Consider the following 24,015-nt stretch of genomic DNA (forward strand, 5'->3'; position numbering starts at 1 on the left):
GGGGAGAGGGTCGGATCCGTTGCCCGCCATTATCGGCCCGCCCAACCCACTCACGAACATGAACAGATTTTGATTGGGCACGCTTGGAGCGCTCAACATCATTTGCTATAAAAAATGATGCATTTTTTATAGAAAACGACCATGAAGCTGCCCACACCAGCTCCCGATCTGGCAACCCTTACACGGAAGTACATCGAGACCCTCGGTACCATCCTGGACGCCCGGATCGGGCCCGAGGTGAACGGCGCCTATGAGCACTGGGACAAGGTGCGCCACAGGATGCCACCGGCGGGCCTGAACGCGGAGCAGTGGTGGCTGGGCATCACGTGGACGCGCGCAGCATTGCTGAAGCCGCTACCGCTGTTGCTGGACAAGACGCAGCAACCCTTCAAGCTGGCACTTACCGATTCAATGCAGCGGCACCTGCACTACATTGATCGGGAGGCCGCAGGCTCGGTGAAGGGTGTGGATGCCGCCAGCGGCCAAGGACGGTTCCTGATCCGCTCGCTGATCGAGGAAGCGATGACCTCATCGCAGCTGGAGGGCGCCTCGACCACGCGGGCGGTGGCAAAGGAAATGCTGAGCACAGGCCGTGCGCCGCGCGACCAGTCCGAGCGCATGATCTACAACAACTACGTGGCAATGAACGTGATCCGCGAGCGCGGCATACGCCCGATCACTCCCGGCGAGATTCTGGAGCTGCACAGCATCCTCACCGACGGCACGCTGGAGCTGCCAACCGACAGCGGGCGTTTCAGAACCGCCGAAGACAACGTTGCGATCTTCGATCGCGGCTCACCACCTACGCTGCTGCACATCCCTCCTCCGGCCGAGGAAGTGCCCGCACGGATCGAGCGGCTGTGCACGTTCATCAATGAGGAAAGCACACCGTTCATCCATCCTGTCGCCAAGGCCATCGCACTGCATTTCCAGATTGGCTATGACCATCCTTTCGTGGATGGCAATGGCCGTACGGCACGCGCACTGTTCTACTGGGCGATGATGAATGCCGGATATTGGATGACCGAGTACTTCTCCATTTCCAGCGTGTTGAAGAAGTCCCCAGGCAAGTACATGCGGGCCTACCTCTACACCGAAAGCGACAACCGGGATCTTGGCTACTTCGTGGCGCAACAACTGGAGGCGATTGAGCAATCGATCCAGGGTTTGCATGCCTACATCGCCAGGAAGCATGCGGAGGATCAGGCAGCGCGACGCGTGCTGCGAACCGCCCGGCTTGGCGGTGTGCCTCTCAATCATCGTCAGCGCGCGTTGCTGGCCAACGCGCTGAAGGATCCTGACCGGACCTACACCGTCGCCAGCCACCAGGCGGCACACACCATTACCTATCCGACCGCGTTGAAGGATCTGAACGGATTGGTGGCTTCCGGGCTTGTCAGCAAAGAGCGCGTCGGGAAGGCCTCCGAGTATCTCGTGCTACCCGGTCTGTCGGAACGTTTGGCGCTGTAGATCTACGCCATGCGGGGATGACGGGAAGGTGATCGAAAGCGCTGTCTGTAGAGTCGAGCCATGCTCGACTCACGCGCGCGGCGCGCAGTAAATCCACGCCATGCGTGGATGTGTGGACCAGGGTCCACACCCACCAATGCGGCATTACGCCGAGGCGTAACGCACGGCGGTGCCGATCCAGCGTTGCACCACGCGATCGGCCAGCGCGGGTTGCTGGTCCAGCAGGCGCTCGGCCAGGTCATGCACGCCAGGCAGCAGGCCGGCATCGCGCGCGAGATCGGCGATGCGGAAACCGGCCAGGCCGGTCTGGCGGGTACCGAGCAGTTCACCGGGGCCACGCAGCTCCAGATCCTTCTCGGCGATGACGAACCCATCATTGGTTTCGCGCATGGTCTGCAGGCGCTCGCGCGCCATCTGCGAAAGCGGCGCCCGGTACAGCAGCACGCAACGCGATACCGCCGAACCACGACCGACGCGGCCGCGCAGCTGGTGCAGCTGGGCCAAGCCGAGGCGCTCGGCATTCTCGATCACCATCAGCGAGGCATTCGGTACGTCCACGCCCACTTCGATGACCGTGGTCGCCACCAGCAGGTCAATCTCACCGGCCTTGAACGCCACCATCGTCGCCAGCTTCTCGGCGGCTTTCAGACGGCCATGCACCAGCCCCACGCGCACGCCCGGCAGCAGCGCCTGCAGCGATTCGTAGGTGGCCTGCGCCGGGGTGGCGTCGAGCTCTTCGCTTTCCTCGATGAGCGTGCACACCCAGTACACCTGCCGCCCTTCCTGGCAGGCCAGCGCGATGCGCTCGATCAGCTCGGGACGACGATCGTTGTTGAGTGCCACGGTCTGCACCGGCGTGCGGCCCGGCGGCAGTTCGTCAATGGCCGACACATCCAGATCCGCGTATTCGGACATCGCCAGCGTGCGTGGAATCGGCGTGGCAGTCATCACCAGCTGGTGCGGCACGCTGTTGCCGCCCGCGCCTTTGTCGCGCAGGGCCAGCCGCTGGTGCACGCCGAAGCGGTGCTGTTCGTCGACGATGGCCAGGGCCAGGTCCTGGAACACCACCGCCTCCTGCATCAGCGCGTGGGTGCCGACCACCACCTGCGCTTCGCCGTTGGCGACCTGCTCCATCACCTTGGCGCGCGCCTTGCCGGTGACCTTGCCGGCCAGCCAGGCGATACGCACGCCGAGCGGTTCCAGCCAGCCGCGCAGGTTGTTGAGATGCTGCTCGGCCAGCAGTTCGGTGGGCGCTGCCAATGCGACCTGCTTACCCTGCTCGACTGCCAGCATCGCGGCCAGTGCGGCGACCACGGTCTTGCCGGAGCCGACGTCGCCCTGCACAAGCCGCAGCATCGGGCTGGGTCGCGCGAGGTCCTCGCGGATCTGCTTGAACACGCGTGCCTGGGCGCCGGTCAGCGCGAACGGCAGCTGTTTCAGCAGCGCCTTGGCCAGCTTGCCGGGACCGGCCAGCGGCGGCGCATGGTGTGCCTGCAAGGCGATGCGCTGGCGACGCAGGCTGAGGTGGTGGGCCAGCAGCTCTTCCATCGCCAGGCGACGCTGCGCCGGGTGGGTGCCTGCTGCCAAGGCGGCCAGATCGGCATCCGGCGGCGGCCGGTGTACGGTCAGCAACGCGCTGCGCAGCGACGGCAGGCCGAGGCCATCCAGCCAGCCGCTGGGCAGCAGTTCCAGCGTGCTTTCCTCGGGCAGGCGATCCAAGGCCTGGCCGATCAGCTTGCGCATCGTCATCGGGCCAACGCCTTCGACGGTGGGATACACCGGGTCGAGGCGGTCGCCGAGTTCGGGATCGTCGTTGCGGCCCAGCACCTGGTAGCTGGGATGGACGATTTCCAGGCCGAGATGGCCGGGTTTGGGGGTGCCGAAGCAGCGCAGCCGGTTGCCGACCGCGAACTGGCCGACCTGCTGCTGGCGGAAATGAAAGAAGCGCAGCACCAGGGTGCCCTGCCCTTCATCCTCCACGGCGACCTTCAGCATCGGCCGGTAGCGCATGCCGCGCTCGACCGCGACCACCCGCCCTTCCACCTGCGCCGGCACGCCGTTGCGCAGGTCTTCGATGCGGGTCAGCCGGGTCCGGTCTTCATAGCGCAGCGGCAGATGAAGCCAGAGATCCTGCAGGGTGGCCAGGCCACGCGCCTGCAGTTTGGCGGCCACGGCCGGACCGACGCCGGCGAGCATCGCCAGGGATGCTTCGCCGGACGGTGACAGGACCGGGGTGACCGCCGCCTTGCGTGCCACGTGGCGGTCAGTCGATGACCATCACCGCGTCGACCTCGAAGTTGGCGCCCTTGGGCAGGCCGGAGACTTCGATGGTGGAACGGGCCGGGTACGGGGCCTGGAAGTAGTCCTGCATGACCGCGTTGACCTTGGCGAACTCACCCAGATCGGTCAGGTACAGGCCCAGACGCACGACCTTGTCCAGCGAGCCACCAGCGGCTTCGGCCACGGCCTTGAGGTTGTCGAAGGCGCGGCGGGCCTGTGCTTCGACGTCGCCGGCGCCGACGATGTCGCCGGTGGCCGGGTCGAGCGGGATCTGGCCGGAGAAGTACACGGTGTTGCCGGCGCGCACGGCCTGCGAGTACGGGCCGATGGCGGCGGGGGCCTTTTCGGTGTTGATGATCTGGCGGGACATGGGTCGCTCCGGTGCTTGGGGGAAAACAGAGCGGTGATTGTACCGGGTGGGGGCGCATCCACGCATGGCGTGGATCTACCGCGCCGCTTCGGTAGTGCCGGCCGCTGGCCGGCAAACCCATGAACGTCGGAAGCACCGCGAAGTTGCCGGCCAGCGGCCGGCACTATCGGGTTCGCATTACTGGCGGCGTACCGACTGCACGACCGACAGGCGGCGCAGGCGGCGCATCACTTCGGCCAGATGGTTGCGGTCGCGCACCTGGATGTTGAACGCCAGCACGGCGGCGTTGAAATCACGGTCCAGGTAGTCCACGCGCTCGATGTTGGAATGGCTCTGCGCGATGGCGGCGGCCAGCTGCGCCAGCACGCCGGTGCCGTTCTCCACTTCCACCACCAGCGAGGTGTCGTAGTCGCCGGAAACGGTGGTGTCCCAGCCGATCGGCACCCAGCGCTCGGGCGACTTGCGCAGCTCGGCCAGGTTCGGGCAGTCCATGCGGTGCACCACGATGCCCTTGCCGGCGGTGTGGTAGCCCATGATCTCGTCGCCCGGAATCGGCTGGCAACAACCGGCGAAGGTGACCACGCCGCGCTCGCTGCCGTTGATCAGGATCTTTTCCTGCGAGTGGTGGCGCGAATGCGGGCCGCCACGCAGTTCGGCGTAGGCCATCAGCGCCTGTGCAGCCTGCGTCGGCATCCAGTTGCCCAGTGCGACCTCGGCCAGCAGCGCCTCCAGGCGCGGGAAGCGGTGCTCGGCCAGGAACGCATCCAGGCGCCCCTTCGGCAGCCGCTCCAGCGACGAATCCATCGCCTCCAGCGCACGGTCGAGCATGCGGTGGCCGAGCTGCACGGCGTCTTCGTGCTCCAGCTGCTTGAGCTGGTGGCGGATGGCGGTGCGCGCCTTGCTGGTAACCACGAATTCCAGCCACTGCGGTTTCGGCGTGGCCGAGCGCGCGGTGATGATCTCCACCGACTGGCCCGACACCAGCTTGGTGCGCAACGGCACCAGCTTCTTGTCCACGCGCGAGGCCACGGCCATGTTGCCGACGTCGGTATGCACGGCGTAGGCGAAGTCCAGCGCGGTGGAATTGCGCGGCAGGGCCAGGATCTTGCCCTTCGGGGTGAACAGGTAGACCTCGTCCGGGAACAGGTCGACCTTGACGTTGTCGAGGAACTCCAGCGAGGAACCGGCGGCACGCTGCGAGTCGATCAGCTCAACGATCCAGGCGTGTGCGCGGCTCTGCGCGCTGTTCGGTGAATCGCCGCCGAACTTGTAGGTCCAGTGCGCGGCCACGCCACGTTCGGCGATCAGGTCCATCTCTTCGGTGCGGATCTGCACTTCGATGGGCGAACCATACGGCCCGAACAGCACCGTATGCAGCGACTGGTAACCGTTGGCCTTGGGAATGGCGATGAAATCGCGGAAACGCCCATCCAGCGGCTTGAACGTGGCATGCACCGAACCCAGCGCGTGGTAGCAGCTGGGCACGCTGCGCACCACCAGGCGGAAGCCGAACACGTCCATCACCTGGTCGAAGGTTTTGTTCTCGTCGCGCATCTTGTTGTAGATGCTCCACGGGGTCTTGATGCGGCTGACCAGGCGGTGCTCGATGCCTTCCTTCGCCAACCGCTGCGACAGCTGCACTTCCACCTGCGCCAGCGCTTCACGGCGGACCACCGGCTGGCTGCGGATGTGCTTTTCCAGGATCGCGTGGCGCCACGGATACAGCGCCTTGAAACCGAGGTTCTGCAGCTCGCTCTTGACCAGGCTCATGCCCAGGCGCTGGGCGATGGGCGCGTAGATCTCCAGCGTCTCGCGGGCGATGCGGCCGCGCGCTTCGCGGCTCTGCGCGCCCAGCGTGCGCATGTTGTGCAGACGGTCGGCCAGCTTGATCATGATCACGCGCAGGTCGCGCGACATCGCCAGCAGCATCTTGCGGAAGCTCTCGGCGGCCGCTTCCTGGCGGTCGCGGAACTTCAGCTTGTCCAGCTTGGTCACGCCGTCGACCAGTTCGGCCACGGCTTCGCCGAACTCGGCAGCCAGCGCTTCACGGGTCAGCGGGGTGTCTTCGATGGTGTCGTGCAGGATCGCGGCGATCAGCGCCTCCACGTCCAGGCCGAGCTCGGCCAGCACCTGGGCCACGGCAACCGGATGGGTGATATAGGGCTCGCCCGACTTGCGCGTCTGCCCGGCGTGTGCGGCGGCTCCGACTTCCCAGGCACGGCGCAACAGCGGCAGCTGTTCCGGCGGCAGGTAATGGGCGGCGCGTTCAAGCTGGAGGACGTAGTCGGGTACGGCGGCAGCGGGGGCTGCGGCGACCTTGGCAGTGGGGCCTGGGTTCATGCCCGAAGCCTATTCCAGCGCGACGTTTACGGCAAATCCTGAATGCGAAACAGCCCGCACGGGGCGGGCTGTTCGGCACATCCAACGATTACGTTGATCGATGCGATCAATCGTCGTTCTTGGACATGTCTTCGTCGGCGACCACTTCCGCGGCAGCCCACTCCAGCGCTTCGCGCTCGGCGCGCTCACGCTCGGCCTTCTCGACTTCGTCGATCAGCGCGTTGTCGATCTTGCGGGCGGCGATTTCGCGCAGCGCCAGCACGGTCGGCTTGTCCTCGGTCTCGCTGTTGTCCAGCGTGGCCTGCACGCCGTTGGCGAGCTGGCGGGCACGCTTGGAAGCCATCATGACCAGTTCGAAACGGTTGTTAACGACTTCCAGGCAATCTTCTACGGTGATGCGGGCCATACGGGCTCCCGGCGACCGGTCGGCCGCTCAGTCGAATGAGGGAAAGGGGACGGAGTGTACTGGCAGGGGCTGGACAAAATCAAGCCAACCCCTACCCGATTCTTTTGGAATCAGTCAGTTGCGCCCGGATCGGGGGTCAACAAGGCTTGGATCAGGCCTGCGTGGCGGACCTTCTGGGCCTCCCGGCGCAGGCGGCTGGCGGTGAAGATGGCGCACAGTTCGTCCACGGCGGTGTCGAACACCTCGTTGACGATGACGTAGTCGAACTCGTTGAAGTGCAGCATCTCGTCACGGGCCGCGCCCAGGCGCTGGGCGATGACGGCCTCGCTGTCCTGGCCGCGCTTGCGCATGCGGTCCTGCAGGGCCTGCTTGGACGGCGGCAGGATGAACACGGTGACCGTGCCCGGCACCAGCTGGCGCACCTGCTGCGCGCCCTGCCAGTCGATCTCCAGCAGCACGTCCTGGCCGGCGGCCAGCTGCGGTTCCACCGACTGGCGGGCAGTACCCTTCCAGTCGCCGTGCACCCAGGCATGCTCGAAGAAGTCGCCGGCGGCGATCATTTCCTCGAACTTTTCCGCAGAGACGAAATGGTAGTGCTGGCCGTTCACCTCACCCGGGCGCATCGCGCGCGAGGTGAAGGAGATCGACAGGGCGATCTGCGGGTCACGCGCCAGGGTGGCATTGACGATGCTGCTCTTGCCGGCGCCGGAAGGGGCGGCAACGATGTACAGCGTGCCGCGCGCAACGGCGTCCGACGGCTTCGACGGGGCGCTCATGCGCGGAACCCAACTGGTTGATTTCGCAAAATTTTTCCTCGGTGTTCCAGATCCGGCGCGGAGGATCGCGCCAGGACGGCGGGGGCTGCGCGGAACATCCTGGAACCAGGCCCGGCAGACGCTTCCCCGGGGGGCGGGCACGCAACTTTACCAGAGCGGCCGCGTTGCGCGCCCGTCCGGCAGGCGCCGGGCCTTGTGCCACATGGGCGTGCGGGGGCCTGTGCTATAACCGGGCCGTACCCAACGACAGCCCGGAGGCCTGCGCCTCCCCGCCATCCCAGGAGAACGGCATGCCATCGATGAGCCGCCGCCAGTTCCTGAAAGTGACCGGGACAACCCTGGTCGGCTCCAGCCTGGCATTGATGGGCTTCGCGCCCGGCATCGCGCTCGCGGAGGTCAGGCAGTACAAGCTGACCCGCGCGACCGAGACCCGCAACACCTGTACGTATTGCTCGGTGGCCTGCGGCATCCTGATGTACAGCCTCGGCGATGGCGCCAAGAACGCCGAGCCGAGCATCTTCCATATCGAGGGCGACCCGGACCACCCGGTCAACCGCGGCACGCTGTGCCCGAAGGGTGCCGGCCTGGCCGACATCATCCACAGCAAGTCGCGCCTGCTCTACCCCGAGTACCGCGCACCGGGCTCGAACGAGTGGAAGCGGCTGAGCTGGGACGATGCGCTGGACCGCATCGCGCGGCTGATGAAGGAAGACCGCGATGCCAACTTCGTGCAGAAGAACGAGGCCGGGCAGACGGTCAACCGCTGGCTGACCACCGGCATGCTCGCCGCCTCGGCGACCAGCAATGAAACCGCGGTGCTGACCCACAAGGTCGTGCGCTCCCTTGGCATGCTTGCATTCGACAACCAGGCACGTGTCTGACACGGCCCGACGGTGGCAGGTCTTGCCCCGACGCTAGGCCGTGGTGCGATGACGAATCACTGGGTCGACATCAAGAATGCCGACCTGATCCTGATCATGGGTGGCAATGCCGCCGAGGCACACCCGTGCGGGTTCAAATGGGTGACCGAGGCCAAGGCACACAACAAGGCCCGGCTGATCGTGGTCGATCCGCGCTTCAACCGCTCGGCCGCGGTGGCCGACGTGTACGCGCCGATCCGTACCGGCACCGACATCGTGTTCCTGGGCGGTCTGATCAACTACCTGTTGACCGAGGACCGCATCCAGCACGAGTACGTGCTGAACTACACCGACATGTCGTTCCTGGTGAAGGACGAATTCGCCTTCAAGGACGGCCTGTATTCGGGCTACAACGAGGAGAAGCGCAGCTACGACCGTTCCAGCTGGGACTACGCCTACGGTGACGATGGCTTCGTGCGCAGCGACCCGACGCTGAAGGACCCGCGCTGCGTCTACAACCTGCTCAAGCAGCACTACGCGCGCTACACCGTGGAGATGGTCGAACGCATCTGCGGCACGCCCGCCGACAGCATCCGCCAGGTCTGGGACATGATCGCGTCCACCGCCGGCAAGGACAAGGCGATGACCATCCTGTACGCGCTGGGCTGGACGCAGCATTCGATCGGTGCGCAGAACGTGCGTGCCGGCACCATGGTGCAGCTGCTGCTGGGCAACATCGGCGTGGCCGGTGGTGGCATGAACGCCTTGCGCGGGCATTCCAACATCCAGGGCCTGACCGACATCGGCCTGATGTCCGACCTGCTGCCCGGCTACCTGACGCTGCCGAAACAGGACGAGCAGGACTACGACGCCTACATCGCCAAGCGCACGCAGAAGCCGCTGCGCGCCAACCAGATGTCGTTCTGGCAGAACTACCCGAAGTTCCACGTCAGCCTGATGAAGTCGTGGTGGGGCGACGCCGCTACCGCCGACAACAACTGGTGCTTCGACCATCTGCCCAAGCTCGACAAGCCGTACGACATGCTGCAGGCGTACGAGCTGATGAACGAGGGCAAGATCCACGGCTACATCTGCCAGGGCTTCAACCCGCTGGCCTCGGCGCCGAACAAGGGCAAGCTGATCAGCGCGTTCTCCAAGCTGAAGTTCATGGTCAGCATGGACCCGCTGGAAACCGAGACCATCGCGTTCTGGCAGAACCATGGCGCGCTGAACGACGTTGACCCGAGCACGATCCAGACCGAAGTATTCCGCCTGCCGACCACTTCCTTCGCCGAGGAAAACGGCGCGGTGGTGAACTCCTCGCGCTGGCTGCAATGGCACTGGAAGGGGGCCAACCCGCCGGGCGAAGCGCGCAGCGACATCGAGATCATGTCCGAGCTGTTCCATCGCATCAAAGCGATGTACGAGAAGGACGGCGGTGCGTGGTGGGAGCCGGTGCGCGACCTGGCCTGGAAGTACTCCAACCCGGAACTGCCGACGCCGGAAGAACTGGCGATGGAATACAACGGCAAGGCACTGGCCGACGTGTTCGATCCGAAGGACCCGACCAAGCTGGTGCGCAAGGCCGGCGAGCAGCTGGCGGCGTTCGGCGACCTGCGCGACGACGGCAGCACGTCCTCCGGCTGCTGGATCTACATCGGCGCCTGGGGCCCGACCGGCAACATGATGGCGCGACGTGACAACAGCGACCCCACCGGCATCGGCAACACGCTGGGCTGGGCCTGGGCGTGGCCGGCCAATCGCCGGGTGATGTACAACCGCGCCTCGTGCGACGTGGCCGGCCAGCCGTTCGATCCGCCGCGCACGCTGCTGGCCTGGAACGGCAAGAACTGGGGCAGCGTGGACGTGCCGGACTTCAAGGCCGATGAAGATCCCGCCGGGGGCATGGGCCCGTTCATCATGAACCCGGAAGGCATCGCCCGCTTCTTCGCCAAGGCTGGCATGGCCGAGGGCCCGTTCCCGGAGCACTACGAACCGTTCGATACCCCGCTGCGCAGCAATCCGCTCAGCCCGGGGCAGGCACTGACGCTGAACAACCCGGCGGCACGCGTGTTCGCCAGCGATCGCGCACAGATCGGTTCGCCGGACGAGTTCCCGCATGTGGCCACCACCTACCGCCTGACCGAGCATTTCCACTTCTGGACCAAGCACGGCAAGCTCAATGCCATCATCCAGCCCGAGCAGTTCGTCGAGATCGGCGCGGCCCTGGCCGACGAGCTGGGCATCAACAACGGCAGCCGCGTGCGGGTCAGTTCCAAGCGTGGCCACATCGAAGCGGTGGCGATGGTGACCAAGCGCATCAAGGCCCTGCAGATTGATGGCAGAACCGTGCACCAGGTGGGCGTGCCGATCCACTGGGGTTTCCTCGGTGCGGCCAAGCCCGGATACATCGCCAATACGCTGACCAACGCCATCGGTGACGGCAACTCGCAGACGCCCGAATCGAAGTGCATCCTGGTCAAGGTCGAGAAGGTGTAGGAGACACGCCATGTCACTGCAATCCCTGGACATCATCCGCCGCTCGGCCACCACCACGCCCTCGCCGGAGGCGCGTGGCGCGCACACCGGCCAGGTCGCCAAGCTGATCGATGTGAGCAAGTGCATCGGCTGCAAGGCCTGCCAGGTCGCCTGCATGGAGTGGAATGATCTGCGCGACGAGGTCGGCAGCTGCGTTGGCAGCTACGACAACCCGCCCGACCTGAGCGAACAGTCGTGGACGGTGATGAAGTTCCGCGAGTACGAGGACGAGAAGGGCAAGCTGGAGTGGCTGATCCGCAAGGAAGGCTGCATGCACTGCAGCGATCCGGGCTGCCTGAAGGCCTGCCCGTCGCCGGGCGCGATCATCCAGTACGCCAACGGCATCGTCGACTTCCAGGAAGAGAACTGCATCGGCTGCGGCTACTGCGTGACCGGTTGCCCGTTCGACGTGCCGCGCATCTCCAAGAAGGACCACAAGGCCTACAAGTGCACGCTGTGCTCGGACCGGGTGGCGGTGGGCCAGGAACCGGCCTGCGTGAAGACCTGCCCGACCGGCGCGATCACCTTCGGCAGCAAGCAGGCAATGACCGAGCATGCCGCCGGCCGCGTGGAAGACCTGAAATCGCGCGGCTACGAGAACGCCGGCCTGTACGACCCGCAGGGTGTGGGCGGCACCCATGTGATGTACGTGCTGCAGCACGTGGACAAGCCGGAACTGTATGCCGACCTGCCGAAGGACCCGCGCATCAGCCCGATGGTGGAGGTGTGGAAGGGCGTGGCCAAGCCGCTGGGCGTGCTGGCGATTGCCGCTACCGCCTTCGCCGGCTTCCTGCATTACATCGGCATCGGCCGCAACACGGTCAATGACGAGGAAGAAGAGGAAGCCGAGCACGAGGCGAAGAAGATCGAAGAGGAGCAGCGGCCATGAAGTACGCCCCGCACCCGCGGCAGATCATCCGCTACCGCGCGCCGACCCGCATCAATCACTGGATTGTGGCGATCTGCTTCGTGTTGACCGCGTTGTCCGGGCTGGCGTTGTTCCACCCTGCCCTGTTCCCGCTGACCCAGTTGTTTGGCGGTGGGCCATGGACGCGCATCCTGCACCCGTTCATCGGCCTGGCCATGGTGGTGGGCTTTGCGCTGCTGGCGTTCCGCATGTGGCGCGACAATCTGCCGACCGCCGACGATGGCAAGTGGATGCGCGGCATGCGCGATGTACTGCGCAACGAGGACGAGAAGCTGCCACCGGTGGGTCGCTTCAATGCCGGCCAGAAGCTGCTGTTCTGGGCGATCATCGGTTGCCTGTCGGCGCTGCTGCTGACCGGCTTCGTGATCTGGCGGCAGTACTTCAGCCACTTCTTCCCGATCGGGGTGATCCGCTTCGCGATGCTGGCCCATGCGCTGTTCGGCTGGGTGCTGGTGTGCGCGATCGTGGTGCACATCTATGCAGCGATCTGGATCAAGGGCTCGGTGCGGGCGATGACCCAGGGCAAGGTGACCTACGGGTGGGCGTACAAGCATCACCGGCAGTGGTTCCGGGACATCCTGCGCGGACGGCGGGAAGAGGGGTAGCGGCAGGGCCTGCGGCCCTGCACCCGCTGGATCAACGTCAACATCAACGTCAAGAGCGGGTTTCCTGAGGGATGGCGCGGTGGGTCCGGTCGCGGGGGCCACTGCAAGTACGTCCATGTAAGCTCGGTCGCCGCTTGCTCGTGTGCGCAGTCCTGCGCACACGGCAAGACCGGGGTTGGGCGTCCTGCCCAACCCGCCCGAGGCATGCCTCGGGCCCATGCGGCTCACGCCCCCGCAACCGGACCCACCCCGCCTTCAACAGAGTTCTGCGATCTGTCGGGACGGCGTTCTGCGTTGCTGTTGGTGGGTGTCGACCTTGGTCGACACGATGAACACGGCAACAACCGATGGGGTCAGATCCGTTTTCCTATGGAAAACGGATCTGACCCCAACCATTTCAAATGGCCAGCTGTGCGCTGGACGCCGGCGCTGACAACGGCGAGGATGGAGCCTGGTTCTTCTGGCTGGCCCTGCATGGCGCAACGCATCCTTGAACCCGGTGAGATCGAGACGCTGGCCTCGCGCGATGTGCCGCGCATCATCCTGCCCGATACCGCGTCGCTGTTTGCCGGACGTGCGGACCGCCTGCGCAGTCTGGCTGCACACAGTGCCATCGGTGGTTACCTGCAGCTGCTGGCGGCGTTGGCCGATGCGCAGCAGGCGCTGCTGGAGGATCTGACACCGCAGCAACGCGAGGAACTTCAGGCACAGGCGCGTGCACAGCAGTCGAGTGCGGCGGCCGGCGCCGGGATGCCGTTGCGGCCGGCCAACACACTTCAGCTGGATGGCTGTTGGCGCGGCTGGCTGCGCACGCTATGCCAGCACTGCGCTGAAGAAGCCGGCCTGCCGGCGGAAACCCGCCAGGAACTGCAGCGCGTTGCTGCTGCCGATGACGGGTGGCTGGATGCGCAGGCGCATGCGGTGCTGGAGCGTGATGACGCGCCGTCGGTGGATGCGGTGGCTGCGCTGCTGGTGATGAACGCGCTGCAGGTCTACTGGGCGGTGCTGGCGGACAGCTTCCGCCCCACCGAGCTGAAGCCGCTGGCCGATGCACCGGGGCTGTGCCCGCTGTGCGGCACCCTGCCGGTGGTCAGCGTGGTGCAGGCGCGGCCGCCCTATGCCTCCTACCGCTACCTGTCGTGCTCGCTGTGTGCCTGCCAGTGGCACTACGTACGCGTGCAGTGCAGCCAGTGTGGTGCCGCCGGCAAGGACATCGCCTATCGCGCCCTGGCCGATGTGGACGGCGACAGCGGCGAGGCGGTGCGCGAGAGCGCGGTCCGTGCCGAGACCTGCGACCACTGCCACAGCTACCGCAAGATCCTGTATCTGGAAAAAGACCCGTCGCTGGAGCCGGTGGCCGACGACCTCGGCACGCTAGCGCTGGACCTGCTGCTGGGCGAGGAAGGGTATGCGCGCGCCAGCCAGAATCCGCTGCTGTGGCAATCCGACGGCGAGTGAGGCGATGACAGCCGCGTCCCCCACCCCGGCATCGGCCGCTGCCCTGCCCTCGCTGGACCGGTTGCTGCGTCTGCCTGCCTTGGCAGCACTGATCGAGGGCCACGGCCGCAGCCGTATCACCCAGCTGCTGCGTTCGCACCTGCAGGTGCTGCGCGACCGTATCAGCGTCGGCCAGCTCTCGGCCACGCAGCTGCAGGAAGCGGTTGACGGCCCGGCGCTGGTGGCAGCAGTCGAGGCCGCACTGGCCGCTGACGCACGGCAGGATCTGCAGCCGATGTTCAACCTGACCGGCACCGTGCTGCACACCAACCTCGGCCGCGCCTTGCTGCCCGATGCCGCCGTGCATGCCGTCACCCGCGCGATGACCGCGCCGGTTGACCTGGAATTCGACATCAGCCGCGGCCGCCGCGGCGATCGCGATGCCCGGGTGCGGGCATTGATCTGCGAGCTGACCGGCGCCGAAGCCGCCACCGTGGTCAACAACAATGCCGCGGCGGTCCTGCTGCTGCTCAACAGCCTGGCCAACCGCCGCGAGGTGGTGGTGTCGCGCGGCGAACTCGTGGAGATCGGCGGTGCCTTCCGCATTCCCGATGTGATGCGCAGTGCCGGCGCGCGGCTGCGGGAAGTGGGCACCACCAACCGCACCCACCCGGCCGACTTCGCCAATGCCATCGGCGCGCGCACCGCGCTGCTGATGGAGGTACACGCCAGCAACTATGCGATCACCGGCTTCACTGCCAAGGTCGACACCGCAGCGATGGCAACGATCGCGCACGAGCACGGCCTGCCGCTGGTGGTGGACCTGGGCAGTGGCAGCCTGTGCGATCTGGCGGCCTTCCGCCTGCCGCACGAGCCCACCGTGCAGGAAACGCTGGCGACCGGCGCCGATCTGGTGTCATTCAGTGGCGACAAGCTGCTGGGTGGTCCGCAGGCCGGCATCATCGCCGGCCGCGCCGACCTTATCGCGCGGATCAACCGCAACCCGCTGAAGCGGGCACTGCGCATGGACAAGATGGGCCTGGCCGCACTGGAAGCGGTGCTGGCCCTGTACCGCGAGCCGGAGCTGCTGGCACAGCGGCTGCCGACCCTGCGCACCCTGTCACGCACGCAGGAGGACATCGATGTGCAGGCCCAGCGCCTGCTGCAGCCGATGCGTTCCGTGCTCGCGGCCGACTACGATCTTGAACGGTCACCAATGCAGAGCCAGATCGGCAGCGGCGCCCAGCCACAGGCGCAGCTGGCCAGCGCCGGACTGCGCATTACCAGCGCGCGCCGTGGCGGACTGGATCGCCTGGCCAAGCGCTTGCGTCAGCTGCCGCGACCCGTGCTGGGCCGCATTACCGATGACGCGCTGTGGCTGGACCTGCGCTGCCTGGAACCGGCCGACGAAGCCGACTTCCTCGCCCAGTGGAGCACGCTGCAGGCATGATCGTCGGCACCGCCGGGCATATCGACCATGGCAAAACCAGCCTGGTACGCGCACTGACCGGCATCGAAACCGATCGCCTGCAGGAAGAGCGAACGCGCGGTATATCGATCGAACTGGGCTACGCCTATGTCCCGGTGGAAAGCAGGGACGCCGAAGGCCCGGCTGCGACGCTGGGTTTCGTCGACGTGCCAGGCCATGAGCGCTTCGTGCACACGATGGTGGCCGGCGCCACGGGTATCGATGTCGCCCTGCTGGTGATCGCTGCCGACGACGGCGTGATGCCACAGACCCGCGAGCATCTGGCCATCCTGCAGCTGCTGGACGTGGATCGTGGTGCGGTGGCGCTGACCAAGATCGACCGTGTGGATGCGGCACGCCTCGCCCGGGTCGAGATCGAGATTGCCGCGCTGCTGGCCGCGACACCGCTGCAGGATTCTCCTCTGTTCGCCTGCAACAGCACCGCACCCGACGATGCCGGCATCAGCGCACTGCGTACCCAGCTGCACGCATGGGCGGCGGACGACGCCAGCACACGCCAGGCCGAGCTGCGCAGCGAACTGTTCCGCATGCCGGTGGACCGCGTGTTCTCGCTGGCCGGCCACGGCACGCTGGTGACCGGCGCGGTGCATGGCGGCATCGCCGCGGTGGGTGAGCATCTGCAGCTGATGCCGGCCGCCACCGACGTGCGCGTGCGCAGCATCCATGCGCAGAACCAGGCCAGCGAGCACGCGATGGCTGGGCAACGCTGCGCGCTGAACCTGGCCGCCATCGCCCGCGACGACATCCGCCGTGGCGACTGGATTGCCGATCCACGCGCGCTGCTGGCCACTACCCGCGTCGACGTGCGCCTGCGGCTGTCCGCGTTGGCCGCACCGTTGCGCGACTGGGCACCGCTGCATATTCACTGGGGCACGACGCACCGGCAGGCCCATGTAGTACTGCTGGAAGACCACGACCACGGCGATGGTCAGTTGGTGCAGCTGGTGTTCGATGCACCAGTCTGCGCGATGTGTGGCGATCGTTTCATCGCCCGTGATTCAGCGGCCACCCACACACTGGGCGGTGGCGTCGTGCTCGATCCGGATCCTCCGCAGCGGCGTCGGCGCAGTCCTGCACGACTGGCCTGGCTGGAGGCACTGGAGCAGCTGGCGGCCGGTGCCGGTGTTGTCCCGCTGCTGCAGCAGGCACCTGCCGGCATTCCCCTCACCGCGTTGCAACGCTATTGCCGACGCGCTGCCGACCGCATCGACCTGCCCGAGGACGCGCGACGCATCGCGACCCGCGATGACGCGGTGATCATCCTCGCCTCGCACTGGCAGGCGCTGCGCGAGCAGGTGATCGCCTCGCTGCGCGGCTGGCATGAACGACGCCCGGACGAACCCGGCGTCGACAGCGGACGCCTGCAGCGCAGCACCCTGCCCATGCTGGCGAGCGACCTGTGGAATGCGCTGCTGCAGGATCTGCTGGCCGATGGCACGCTGCAGCGCGTGGGCGCGTGGTGGCGCCTGCCCGGCCATGACCATGCACCGCCGGAACGCGAACGCCTTCTGCTGGAACGCGTGCTGCCGCAACTGCATGCCGGTGGCTTCGATCCACCGTGGGTGCGCACCCTGGCCGCCGACGCCGGACTGGCCGAAGACGAGGTCCGCGCGGTCCTGCGCCGCGCCGCCGCACGTGGTGAAATGTTCCAGGTGATACCGGACTTGTTCTATTCACCCGCGCGCATTGGGGAACTCGCTGCTATCGTCGCGCAGCTGTCACAGGCCAGCGGCACGGTGGATGCAGCGGCGTTCCGCGATGCCATCGGCCTGGGCCGCAAACGCAGCATCCAGATCTTGGAGTTCTTCAATCGCGTTGGCTACACTCGACGCGTGGGTGACCGGCATCGGCCGCGCGGCGACCTGCAGTGGAACGCAGCCCGCGACTGAGCCCACCGGTACCGCCATACTTTCGGAAGGCATGCGCATCCGGGCATGCGGCTGGGCTTCAAACCCAGTAGGGGGCGTCGATCGTTCCCTGGTAGGTTCGACTCCTGCTGCCTTCCGCCATTCGTGTTTCCGCAGGAGATGTCGGCATGGCCACGCACGCGCAGCCCCCCGCCCCCTCAACGGCCGATGCCCCGCAACGACTGACGTCTCTCGCGCATGGCGGTGGCTGCGGCTGCAAGATCGCGCCGGGTGTGCTGACCGAACTGCTGCGCGGGGTTCCGGCACTTCCCGCACCGGTCGAACTGCTGGTCGGCCGCGAGACCAGCGACGACGCCGCGGTGTATCGCCTCGATGACCGGCAGGCGATCGTCGCCACCACCGACTTCTTCATGCCGATTGTCGACGACCCGTTCGACTTCGGCCGCATCGCCGCCACCAATGCGCTGTCGGACCTGTACGCGATGGGCGCGCGCCCGCTGTTCGCACTGGCCATCGTCGGCATGCCGATCAACAGCCTGCCGCAGGACACCATCCGCGGCATCCTGCAGGGTGGCGAACGCGCCTGTGCTGATGCCGGCATCGTGGTGGCTGGTGGCCACAGCATCGATTCGGTGGAACCCATCTACGGCCTGGCCGCGATCGGTGTGCTCGACCCGCAACGGCTCAAGCGCAATGCCGATGCCCGCGCCGGTGACGTGCTGGTGCTGGGCAAGCCGTTGGGCGTGGGCGTGTATTCGTCGGCGCTGAAGAAAGAAGTGCTGGATGCCGAGGGCTACCGGCAGATGGTCGAGTCGACCACCCGCCTGAACAGCGTGGGCCTGCCCCTTGCCGCGTTGGACGGCGTGCATGCCATGACCGACGTCACCGGCTTCGGCCTGCTCGGCCACCTGCTGGAAGTGTGCCGCGCCAGTGGCGTGGCCGCCGAGGTGGACAGTGCACAGGTGCCGCTGCTGCCGCAGACCTTGGACCTGCTGCAACGCGGCTGCGTAACCGGCGCCTCCAACCGCAACTGGGCCTCGTATGGCGCCGAGGTGCGCTTCGCCGAGGGCTTGGCCGCCCACTGGCAGCCACTGCTGACCGACCCGCAGACCAGCGGCGGCCTGCTGGTGTCCTGTGCGCCGGAAGCGTTGGATGCGGTGCTGGCCTGCTTCAACGATGCGGGGTTCGGCCAGGCGGCCGTGCTGGGGCGCTTGAGCGAGGGAGCGGCGGGCGTCAGGGTGGTTTGAGATGTGAAGGTTTGCCAACGTACCGTTTCCGGGCACTTGAATTATGTCCAAAATATTGGACACTCAGGCCATGAACCTGATCGACATCGGCAAGGCGGTTCGTGCCCGCCGTGAGCAGCTTGGCCTGTCGCAAGGCCAACTGGCTCACCTCAGCGGTCTTTCCCGGCAGACCGTGGTCGGCCTGGAAGGGGGCACCCTGAGCGACCTGGGCGTCAATCGTGTCGGCCAGTTGTTGTCCGTGCTCGGCCTGGATGTTCCGGCACCCACTACCGAAAACCGGCAGCGCAAACAAGGCCTGAAAATGGCCGCACGAACCGCGAACGTGAGCTACGCGAGCGAACTGACGGCTGGCGAGTTGGCCCGCGTGCTGGTCAGCGGGGAAGTTCCTGCCACCTACGCAGCGCAGATGGCGCACCTGCTGGATGAAGCCCCTCCCTCCATGATGGTGATGGCAGTCGAGGAAGCTGCAATCGGCGCGCAGCTGCCGCCACGGCGCATCTGGCGCAACGTGGCGAAGATGGCCAACACACTTTCTGCCCATCGCAAGGACCTGTGGTTGTGAACCGCAAACTGCCGGCCGGCGCCTGGCAGACGCTGCTGCCTCGGGCGCTTGTCCTCATCGGGGAGATCCGGCGCCACGGCGGCATCACCGATCCGTTCTGGACGTTGGGCGGCGGAACGGTACTGATGTTTCGACATCGGCACCGACTCAGCAAGGACATCGACATCTTCGTGCCGAATCCCCAGTATCTGGGATTCGTTACTCCCCGCTTGAGCGATGTGGCCGCGAGCCTTACCGGCGACTACAGCGAAGATCCCAGCGCATGGGTCAAGCTGCAGTTCGAGGAAGGCGAGGTGGATTTCGTCGCGGCCCCCAATCTTCTCGATGATGCCTGGGAGGAATGGACGATCGATGGTCAGCGCATACGGGTGGAAACGTCGGCGGAAATCATCGCCAAGAAAATGTTCCATCGCGGGCATCGAACAACCGCCCGAGACCTGTTCGATCTTGCGCTGGTCATCGAACGCGAGCCGGACGCGCTGGCGGCCGCCGCGCACGCGCTGGTCCGCCATCGATCAACGTTTCTTGATCAGATCCGCAATCCCCATCCGACATTGAATATTGCGTTCAACGCCATCGACACGCTGGACTACACGCCAGGCTTCGATCACTGCGTCGCGATAGCCGGGGACTGCCTGGAAGGACTGTGATCCCCCCAGGCGATTGCGCAGAACATCACTCGATGTTCTGCACCTGTTCGCGGATCTGGTCGATCAGCACCTTCAGCTCCACCGCGGCATTGGACGTACGGCTGTCCACCGACTTCGAGCCCAGCGTATTGGCTTCGCGGTTGAACTCCTGCAGCAGGAAGTCCAGGCGGCGACCGACCGGCTCGCGCTGCTTGAGCACGCGGCGGATCTCGACGATGTGGCTGCCGAGGCGGTCCAGCTCTTCATCCACGTCCAGCTTCTGCAGCCACAGCACCAGTTCCTGCTCGGCGCGGCCGGGGTCGACCGGGTGCGGCAGGTCGGCCAGGCGTGCGGCCAGCTTGGTGCGCTGGCCGTCGCGAATGGCCGGAATCAGCGTACGCACTTCGGTGGCGATGCGTTCGATGCCGTCCACGCGCTCGCTGATGGCCGCAGCCAACTTGCCGCCTTCGCGCTCACGGGCCTCGACGAAGCCATCCAGCACCTGATCCAGCAGCGCCAGCGCCTCGACCTGCAGGGCGGCGGCGTCGGTGGCCTCGCCACGGGTCACGCCCGGCAGCTGCAGCAGGTCGGTGAAGCTGACCTGCAGGTTGGGGAAATCGGAGGTCAGGCGGTGCGCCAGGCGGCCCAGCTGGCCCAGCAGGGCCTCGTCCACCTGCAGGTTGGCGGCCGCTTCCGGCGCGCGCAGGCGCATCACCAGATCCAGCTTGCCACGACTCAGGCGCGCGGCGATGCGCTCGCGCAGCTGCGGTTCGAGCGCCCGCAGTTCCTCGGGCAGGCGGGTGCCGACCTCCAGGAAACGGTGGTTGACCGAGCGCAGCTCGCAGCCCAGCGTGCCCCACGGGGTGACCCGCTCGCCGCCGGCATAGGCGGTCATGCTTCGAATCATGGATTGTGTCCGGTGCGTGCAAAGGGGGAATGGTACCCTAGCGCCCTCACCAGAGCCCCCTTGCCCGCCCCGTGAAGGCCGCGGGCGTGGCGGCGTACTCCCTCGCCATTACGGAACCCGCACCATGTCCGATTCCCGCCCCAGCGGCCGCCAGCCCGACCAGCTCCGCCCGGTCGTCATCCAACGCGGCTTCACCCGCCACGCCGAAGGTTCGGTGCTGGTGTGCTTCGGTGAAACCCGTGTGCTGTGCACCGCCAGCGTCGAGAACCGCGTGCCGGGCTTCCTGCGCGGCAAGGGCGAAGGCTGGGTGACCGCCGAATACGGCATGCTGCCGCGCGCCACCCACACCCGCAGCGACCGTGAAGCGGCCCGTGGCAAGCAGGGCGGCCGCACGCTGGAGATCCAGCGCCTGATCGGCCGCAGCCTGCGCGCGTGCGTGGACCGCAACGCGCTGGGCGAACGCACCATCACCCTCGACTGCGACGTGCTGCAGGCCGACGGCGGCACCCGCACCGCCGCCATCACCGGCGCCTACGTGGCCCTGGTCGATGCGGTGAATGTGCTGATGAAGCGCGGCGACATCAAGCGCAACCCGATCCTGGGCGCGGTGGCAGCGGTGTCGGTGGGCGTCTACCGCGGCACCCCGGTGCTGGACCTGGACTACGCCGAAGACAGCGACTGCGACACCGACATGAACGTGGTGATGAACGACGGCGGTGGCTTCATCGAGCTGCAGGGCACCGCCGAAGGCCATGCCTTCCGCCGCGATGAACTGGACGCGCTGCTGGGCCTGGCCGAGAAGGGCGTGCGCGAGCTGCTGGACGCACAGCAGGCGGCGCTTTCGGCATGAACCGGCGCATCGCCCTGACCACCCTGGTGGTGGCCGACTACGACGAAGCCATCGCCTGGTACACCGGCAAGCTCGGCTTCGCGCTGCTGGAGGACATCGACCAGGGCCACAAGCGCTGGGTGGTGGTGGGCCCGACCGACGGCAGTGCCGCCGCCCTGCTGCTGGCCCGTGCCAGCGACGAGGAACAGCGCAGCCGCATCGGCAACCAGACCGGTGGCCGCGTCGCCTTCTTCCTCAACACCGATGACTTCCACCGCGACCACGCGGCGATGCTGGCCGCCGGGGTCGAGTTCCTGGAAGCGCCGCGCGAAGAACCCTATGCAACGGTCGCGGTGTTCCGCGATTTGTATGGCAACACCTGGGACCTGCTGGAGCCCCGTCAATGAAGAAACTGGTACTGGCCAGCCACAACGCCGGCAAGCTGGTGGAGATGCAGGAGATCCTCGCCGACCTGCCGCTGCAGATCACCTCGGCCGCCGAGCTGGGCCTGGGCGACGTGGAAGAGACCGGCCTGACCTTCGTCGAGAACGCGCTGCTGAAGGCGCGCGCGGCCTGCGAAGCGACCGGCCTGCCGGCGCTGGCCGATGATTCCGGCCTGATCGTCGATGCCCTCGGCGGTGCGCCGGGCCTTTACAGCGCGCGCTATGCCGGCCACCCGACCAATGCCGCGGCCAACAACGCCAAGCTGCTGGAGGCGATGGCCGACGTTCCCGATGGCCAGCGCGGCGCCCGCTTCTATGCGGTGATCGTGCTGCTGCGTCACGCCACCGACCCGCAGCCGCTGATCTGCGAAGGTCGCTGGGAGGGCCAGATCATCCGCGAACTGCGCGGCACGAATGGTTTCGGCTACAACCCGGTGTTCCTGGATACCACCCACGGCCTGACCGCCGCGGAGATGGAGCCGGCCCTGAAAAACGCCATCAGCCACCGTGCCATTGCCCTGCAACAGCTCAAGCAGCAGCTGGCGACGCTGTACTGACGCCACCCGATCGAACCAGGGAAGCTGGCCAGCGGCCGGCACTACCGATGAAGCCCATGCCGCACGTCCACGACCACTGCAACCACCTGCCCGGCGAAGCCTGCTCCGCTGACCACGACAGCCCGCCGCGACTGGTGCCACCCCCGCTGTCGCTGTACGTGCACCTGCCGTGGTGCGTGCGCAAATGCCCGTACTGCGATTTCAATTCGCACCAGGCCAAGGGCGAGCTGCCGTTCGATGCCTACATCGATGCGCTGCTGCGCGACCTCGACCAGGACCTGCCGCTGGTCTGGGGCCGGGTGGTGCACAGCGTGTTCTTCGGTGGCGGCACGCCCAGCCTGTTCCCGCCGGAAGCAATCGACCGTTTCCTGCAACAGGCCAGCGCACGCCTGCGTTTCGCGCCCAATGCCGAAATCACCCTGGAAACCAACCCGGGCACCGCCGAGCATGGCCGCTTCGACCGCTATCGCGCGGCCGGCGTCAATCGCCTCAGCTTCGGTATCCAGAGTTTCGACGATGCGATGCTCAAGCGCCTGGGCCGCATCCACGACAGTGGCGAAGCCGAGCGCGCGGTGAAGATGGCGCAGGACGCGGGTTACGACAACTTCAACATCGACCTGATGTACGCGCTGCCGGAACAGACCCTGGCCGGTGCCGAGGCTGATCTGGAACGCGCGTTCGCGCTGCAGCCGCCACACATCTCGCACTACCAGCTGACCCTGGAACCGAACACGGTGTTCTTCGCGCGGCCGCCGCAGGGCATTCCCGATGAAGACAACGCCTGGGACATGCAGGAACACTGCCAGGCGCTGCTGGCGCAGGCCGGTTTCGGCCAGTACGAGGTGAGCGCCTACGCACGCGCTGGCCGGCAGAGCGCGCACAACCTGAACTACTGGCGCTTCGGCGATTACCTGGGCATCGGTGCCGGCGCGCACGGCAAGATCAGCTCGGGCGCCGAGGAACACGTGCTGCGACGCTGGAAGCTGAAGCATCCGCAGGCTTATCTGGACAGCGCGGGCACCCCGGCCTCGTTCGGGGGTGACGATGTGATCGCGCCTGAGCGCCTGCCCTTCGAGTACATGCTGAATCTGCTGCGCCTGCACGAAGGCTTCGGCCTGCGCGATTTCGAGTCGCGTACCGGGCTGTCGCGCAGCGTGCTGGATGCACCGCTGGCCGAGGCCGTGCAGCGCGGCTGGCTGGACGTGACCGATGGCCATGTGCAGCCGACCGAACTGGGCCGCCGTTTCACCAACGATGTGGTGAGCCTGTTCCTGGAGGAGTGATCCTCGCCTGACAGGGGGTAGTGCCGGCCGCTGGCCGGCAGCTCGATCGGCGCGGATTGCCGGCCAGCGGCCGGCACTACCGTTCATCGGTCTGGCCATGCCTGGCGAACGGGATGCACATTCGCCCTAAAGTAGCGCCGACAGCGGCCGACACGGTAGATTCACCAGATCGATCCGCGGGAATCCGGATA

Annotated in this window: 20 protein-coding genes and 1 tRNA gene; 15 read left to right on the forward strand and 6 right to left on the reverse strand. The window is 66.6% G+C overall.

Annotated elements, in window-relative coordinates:
* Positions 1 to 141: 141 nt before the first annotated feature.
* Positions 142 to 1,470: a Fic family protein gene (locus tag MG068_RS16820; RefSeq protein WP_132810718.1), complete on the forward strand. Its 1,329-nt coding sequence runs from the start codon at positions 142 to 144 to the stop codon at positions 1,468 to 1,470.
* Positions 1,471 to 1,614: 144 nt separating this feature from the next.
* Here MG068_RS16820 and recG read toward each other — a convergent pair whose 3' ends face one another.
* The 5 genes from recG to gmk all read right to left on the reverse strand — a co-directional run bounded on the left by recG (position 1,615) and on the right by gmk (position 7,642).
* Entirely contained in the window at positions 1,615 to 3,726 is a 2,112-nt protein-coding gene (recG, locus tag MG068_RS16825) for an ATP-dependent DNA helicase RecG (RefSeq protein ID WP_132810719.1), read from the reverse strand.
* Between the two features lie 7 nt (positions 3,727 to 3,733).
* Positions 3,734 to 4,120, reverse strand: a complete 387-nt coding sequence (locus MG068_RS16830; RefSeq protein WP_005410875.1) for a RidA family protein — start codon at positions 4,118 to 4,120, stop codon at positions 3,734 to 3,736.
* A gap of 177 nt (positions 4,121 to 4,297) precedes the next feature.
* A complete protein-coding gene (locus tag MG068_RS16835; RefSeq protein WP_019661980.1) occupies positions 4,298 to 6,460 on the reverse strand; it encodes a RelA/SpoT family protein in 2,163 nt (720 codons plus the stop codon).
* 106 nt (positions 6,461 to 6,566) lie between these two features.
* Positions 6,567 to 6,866: a DNA-directed RNA polymerase subunit omega gene (gene rpoZ / locus MG068_RS16840; protein ID WP_005410877.1), complete on the reverse strand. Its 300-nt coding sequence runs from the start codon at positions 6,864 to 6,866 to the stop codon at positions 6,567 to 6,569.
* A 110-nt stretch (positions 6,867 to 6,976) separates the two neighbouring features.
* Positions 6,977 to 7,642, reverse strand: coding sequence for a guanylate kinase (gene gmk, locus MG068_RS16845; protein WP_014038334.1), 666 nt, complete (start codon positions 7,640 to 7,642; stop codon positions 6,977 to 6,979).
* Positions 7,643 to 7,932: 290 nt separating this feature from the next.
* Here gmk and fdnG point away from each other — a divergent pair, with 290 nt between their 5' ends.
* The 10 genes from fdnG (at position 7,933) to MG068_RS16900 (ending at position 19,826) form a co-directional block, all read left to right on the forward strand.
* On the forward strand, positions 7,933 to 11,001 hold the full coding sequence (gene fdnG / locus MG068_RS16855; RefSeq protein WP_165929942.1) for a formate dehydrogenase-N subunit alpha: 3,069 nt from the start codon (positions 7,933 to 7,935) through the stop codon (positions 10,999 to 11,001).
* Between the two features lie 10 nt (positions 11,002 to 11,011).
* A complete protein-coding gene (gene fdxH, locus MG068_RS16860) occupies positions 11,012 to 11,929 on the forward strand; it encodes a formate dehydrogenase subunit beta (protein WP_012481154.1) in 918 nt (305 codons plus the stop codon).
* Positions 11,926 to 12,573 (forward strand): formate dehydrogenase subunit gamma, encoded by a 648-nt coding sequence (locus MG068_RS16865; protein WP_071228193.1) that lies wholly within the window; start codon positions 11,926 to 11,928, stop codon positions 12,571 to 12,573. Before fdxH ends, MG068_RS16865 begins: the two co-directional genes overlap by 4 nt.
* A 474-nt stretch (positions 12,574 to 13,047) precedes the next feature.
* Positions 13,048 to 14,031 carry a formate dehydrogenase accessory protein FdhE gene (gene fdhE, locus MG068_RS16870; RefSeq protein ID WP_049400727.1) on the forward strand — a complete coding sequence of 328 codons (984 nt, stop codon included), beginning with the start codon at positions 13,048 to 13,050 and terminating at the stop codon, positions 14,029 to 14,031.
* Positions 14,032 to 14,035: 4 nt separating this feature from the next.
* On the forward strand, positions 14,036 to 15,460 hold the full coding sequence (gene selA, locus MG068_RS16875; protein WP_132810721.1) for an L-seryl-tRNA(Sec) selenium transferase: 1,425 nt from the start codon (positions 14,036 to 14,038) through the stop codon (positions 15,458 to 15,460).
* Positions 15,457 to 17,388: a selenocysteine-specific translation elongation factor gene (selB, locus tag MG068_RS16880; RefSeq protein ID WP_132810722.1), complete on the forward strand. Its 1,932-nt coding sequence runs from the start codon at positions 15,457 to 15,459 to the stop codon at positions 17,386 to 17,388. Before selA ends, selB begins: the two co-directional genes overlap by 4 nt.
* A 24-nt stretch (positions 17,389 to 17,412) precedes the next feature.
* Positions 17,413 to 17,508: transfer RNA gene (locus MG068_RS16885), tRNA-Sec, on the forward strand.
* Positions 17,509 to 17,534: 26 nt separating this feature from the next.
* Entirely contained in the window at positions 17,535 to 18,614 is a 1,080-nt protein-coding gene (gene selD, locus MG068_RS16890) for a selenide, water dikinase SelD (protein WP_132810723.1), read from the forward strand.
* Positions 18,615 to 18,684: 70 nt separating this feature from the next.
* The gene (locus MG068_RS16895) at positions 18,685 to 19,176 is read left to right on the forward strand and encodes a helix-turn-helix domain-containing protein (protein WP_132810724.1); all 492 of its coding nucleotides are present in this window, start codon (positions 18,685 to 18,687) and stop codon (positions 19,174 to 19,176) included.
* Complete coding sequence (locus MG068_RS16900; protein ID WP_132810725.1) at positions 19,173 to 19,826, forward strand: nucleotidyl transferase AbiEii/AbiGii toxin family protein; 654 nt, start codon at positions 19,173 to 19,175, stop codon at positions 19,824 to 19,826. The genes MG068_RS16895 and MG068_RS16900 overlap by 4 nt, the downstream gene beginning before the upstream one ends.
* Positions 19,827 to 19,851: 25 nt before the next feature.
* Here MG068_RS16900 and MG068_RS16905 read toward each other — a convergent pair whose 3' ends face one another.
* Entirely contained in the window at positions 19,852 to 20,712 is an 861-nt protein-coding gene (locus MG068_RS16905; protein WP_071228188.1) for a YicC/YloC family endoribonuclease, read from the reverse strand.
* Between the two features lie 124 nt (positions 20,713 to 20,836).
* Here MG068_RS16905 and rph point away from each other — a divergent pair, with 124 nt between their 5' ends.
* From rph to hemW, 4 genes are read left to right on the forward strand one after another with little or no spacing between them, the layout of a single operon-like run.
* Positions 20,837 to 21,562: a ribonuclease PH gene (gene rph, locus MG068_RS16910; RefSeq protein ID WP_012512000.1), complete on the forward strand. Its 726-nt coding sequence runs from the start codon at positions 20,837 to 20,839 to the stop codon at positions 21,560 to 21,562.
* Positions 21,559 to 21,948, forward strand: a complete 390-nt coding sequence (locus MG068_RS16915; protein ID WP_032956062.1) for a VOC family protein — start codon at positions 21,559 to 21,561, stop codon at positions 21,946 to 21,948. The genes rph and MG068_RS16915 overlap by 4 nt, the downstream gene beginning before the upstream one ends.
* Entirely contained in the window at positions 21,945 to 22,541 is a 597-nt protein-coding gene (gene rdgB / locus MG068_RS16920) for an RdgB/HAM1 family non-canonical purine NTP pyrophosphatase (protein WP_014038346.1), read from the forward strand. The genes MG068_RS16915 and rdgB overlap by 4 nt, the downstream gene beginning before the upstream one ends.
* A gap of 56 nt (positions 22,542 to 22,597) precedes the next feature.
* Entirely contained in the window at positions 22,598 to 23,824 is a 1,227-nt protein-coding gene (gene hemW, locus MG068_RS16925; RefSeq protein WP_132810726.1) for a radical SAM family heme chaperone HemW, read from the forward strand.
* Positions 23,825 to 24,015 lie beyond the last annotated feature (191 nt).

Origin of the sequence: Stenotrophomonas sp. ASS1 (assembly GCF_004346925.1) — a bacterium.
GTDB lineage: Bacteria > Pseudomonadota > Gammaproteobacteria > Xanthomonadales > Xanthomonadaceae > Stenotrophomonas > Stenotrophomonas maltophilia_A.